This is a genomic window from Streptomyces sp. HSW2009 (genome assembly GCF_040240285.1).
In the GTDB taxonomy this organism is placed as follows: domain Bacteria; phylum Actinomycetota; class Actinomycetes; order Streptomycetales; family Streptomycetaceae; genus Streptomyces.
Map to the genome: position 1 here is coordinate 1 of NZ_JBEHZD010000845.1, position 2,318 is coordinate 2,318.

Consider the following 2,318-nt stretch of genomic DNA (forward strand, 5'->3'; position numbering starts at 1 on the left):
CCCGCCGCCCCCCCGGGGGGGGGGGGCCGGGCGGGGGGGGGGGGGGGGGGGGGGGGGGGGGGGGGGGGGGGGGGGGGGGGGGGGGGCCCCCCCCCCGCCCGGTGGGCTCAGTGGAAGAAGTGGCGGGTGCCGGTGAAGTACATGGTCACGCCGGCCGCCTTCGCGGCCTCCACGACCTGCTCGTCACGGACCGAACCGCCGGGCTGTACGACGGCCTTGACGCCGGCCGCGGTGAGCACTTCGAGGCCGTCGGGGAAGGGGAAGAAGGCGTCGGACGCGGCGTACGCGCCACGGGCCCGCTCCTCGCCGGCGCGCTGCACGGCGAGCCGCGCCGAGTCGACCCGGTTGACCTGGCCCATGCCGACGCCGACGGTCGCGCCGTCCTTGGCGAGCAGGATCGCGTTGGACTTCACGGCGCGGCAGGCGCGCCAGGCGAACTGCAACTCGGCCAGTTCGGCCGGGTCCAGGGCGTCGCCGGTGGCCAGCGTCCAGTGCGCCGCGTCGTCGCCCTCGGCCTGGAAGACGTCCTTGACCTGGGCGAGGCCGCCGCCGTCGATGGGGCGGAACTCGGCCGGCGCGGTCGGCGCCTGCGGGCAGCGCAGCACCCGGATGTTCTTCTTCTTGGCGAGCGCCTCGACCGCGCCCTCCTCGTAGTCCGGGGCCACGATGACCTCGGTGAAGATGTCGGCGACCTGCTCGGCCATGGCGACGGTGACCGGCTGGTTGACGGCGATCACGCCGCCGAAGGCGGACAGCGGGTCGCAGGCGTGGGCCTTGCGGTGTGCCTCGGCGACGTCCGCGCCGACCGCGATGCCGCACGGGTTGGCGTGCTTGATGATGGCCACGCACGCCTGGTCGGTGCCGTGGTCGTAGGCGGCGCGGCGGGCGGCGTCGGTGTCGACGTAGTTGTTGTACGACATTTCCTTGCCGTGCAACTGCTCGGCCTCGGCGAGGCCGCCGCAGCCGCCGGTGTACAGGGCGGCGGCCTGGTGCGGGTTCTCGCCGTAGCGGAGCACGTTCTTGCGCTCGTAGGTGACGCCGATGAAGCCGGGGAAGTCCTCGCCGTCGGACGCGTAGTCGGCGGCGAACCAGGAGGCGACGGCCGTGTCGTAGGCGGCGGTGTGCTGGAACGCCTCGGCGGCCAGGCGCTTGCGCTGGTCGAGGTCGAAGCCGCCGTCGGCGGCGGCGGCCAGCACCTGCGGGTAGCGGTCGGGGTTGACGACGACGGCCACCGACGGGTGGTTCTTGGCGGCGGCGCGGACCATGGACGGGCCGCCGATGTCGATCTGCTCCACGCACGCGTCGGGGTCGGCGCCGGAGGCGACGGTCTCCTCGAACGGGTACAGGTTGACGATGACCAGCTCGAAGGGCTCCACGCCCAGTTCGGTGAGCTGTTCGCGGTGGTCGGCCAGGCGCTGGTCGGCGAGGATGCCGGCGTGTACGCGCGGGTGCAGCGTCTTGACCCGGCCGTCCAGGCACTCGGGGAACCCGGTCAGTTCCTCGACCTTGGTCACCGGCACGCCGGCCGCGGCGATCTTCCCGGCCGTCGAGCCGGTCGAGACGAGTTGGACGCCCGCCGCGTGCAGGCCGCGTGCCAGCTCCTCCAGGCCACTCTTGTCGTAGACGCTGACCAGCGCGCGGCGGATGGGCCGCTTCGTACCTTCGACGGTCACGGGATTTTTACCTTTCGTCCCTCAATGCGGTAGCCGTGTCGGGCCAGACGCCCCACGACATCGACGAGCAGCCTGCGCTCGATTTCCTTGATCCGCTCGTGGAGAGCGGCCCCCCCGTCTTCGTCGTCCTCATGCCGGACCTCGACCACGCCCTGGGCGATGATCGGTCCGGTGTCGACCCCGTCGTCGACGAAGTGGACGGTGCAGCCGGTGACCTTGGCGCCGTAGGCGAGCGCGTCGCGCACCCCGTGGGCGCCCGGGAAGCTCGGCAACAGCGCGGGGTGCGTGTTGACGATCCGCCCCCCGAAGCGGGCCAGGAACTCCGGGCCCACGATCTTCATGAAGCCCGCCGAGACCACCAGGTCGGGTGCGTACGCGGCGGTCGCCCCGGTCAGCGCGCGGTCCCAGTCGGCGCGGCTCGCGTGGTCCTTCACCCGGCAGACGAAGGTCGGCAGGCCGGCCCGCTCGGCGCGCTCAAGCCCCGCGATGTCGCTCCGGTCGGCGCCCACGGCCACGATGGCGGCGCCGTAGCCGTCCGGGTCGGCGGCGATCGCGTCCAGCAGCGCCTGGAGATTCGTACCGGAGCCGGAGACCAGGACCACGAGCCGGGCGGGGCGGCGGTCGGCGCGCGGCGGGGCGACGGTC

The 2,318-nt window shown here is 73.7% G+C and carries 2 protein-coding genes; both read right to left on the reverse strand.

Annotated elements, in window-relative coordinates; genetic code table 11:
- Nucleotides 1–107: 107 nt before the first annotated feature.
- Nucleotides 108–1,673 carry a bifunctional phosphoribosylaminoimidazolecarboxamide formyltransferase/IMP cyclohydrolase gene (gene purH / locus AAHZ94_RS32815; RefSeq protein WP_349997357.1) on the reverse strand — a complete coding sequence of 522 codons (1,566 nt, stop codon included), beginning with the start codon at nucleotides 1,671–1,673 and terminating at the stop codon, nucleotides 108–110.
- On the reverse strand, nucleotides 1,670–2,275 hold the full coding sequence (gene purN, locus AAHZ94_RS32820; protein WP_349997358.1) for a phosphoribosylglycinamide formyltransferase: 606 nt from the start codon (nucleotides 2,273–2,275) through the stop codon (nucleotides 1,670–1,672). The genes purH and purN overlap by 4 nt, the downstream gene beginning before the upstream one ends.
- Nucleotides 2,276–2,318 lie beyond the last annotated feature (43 nt).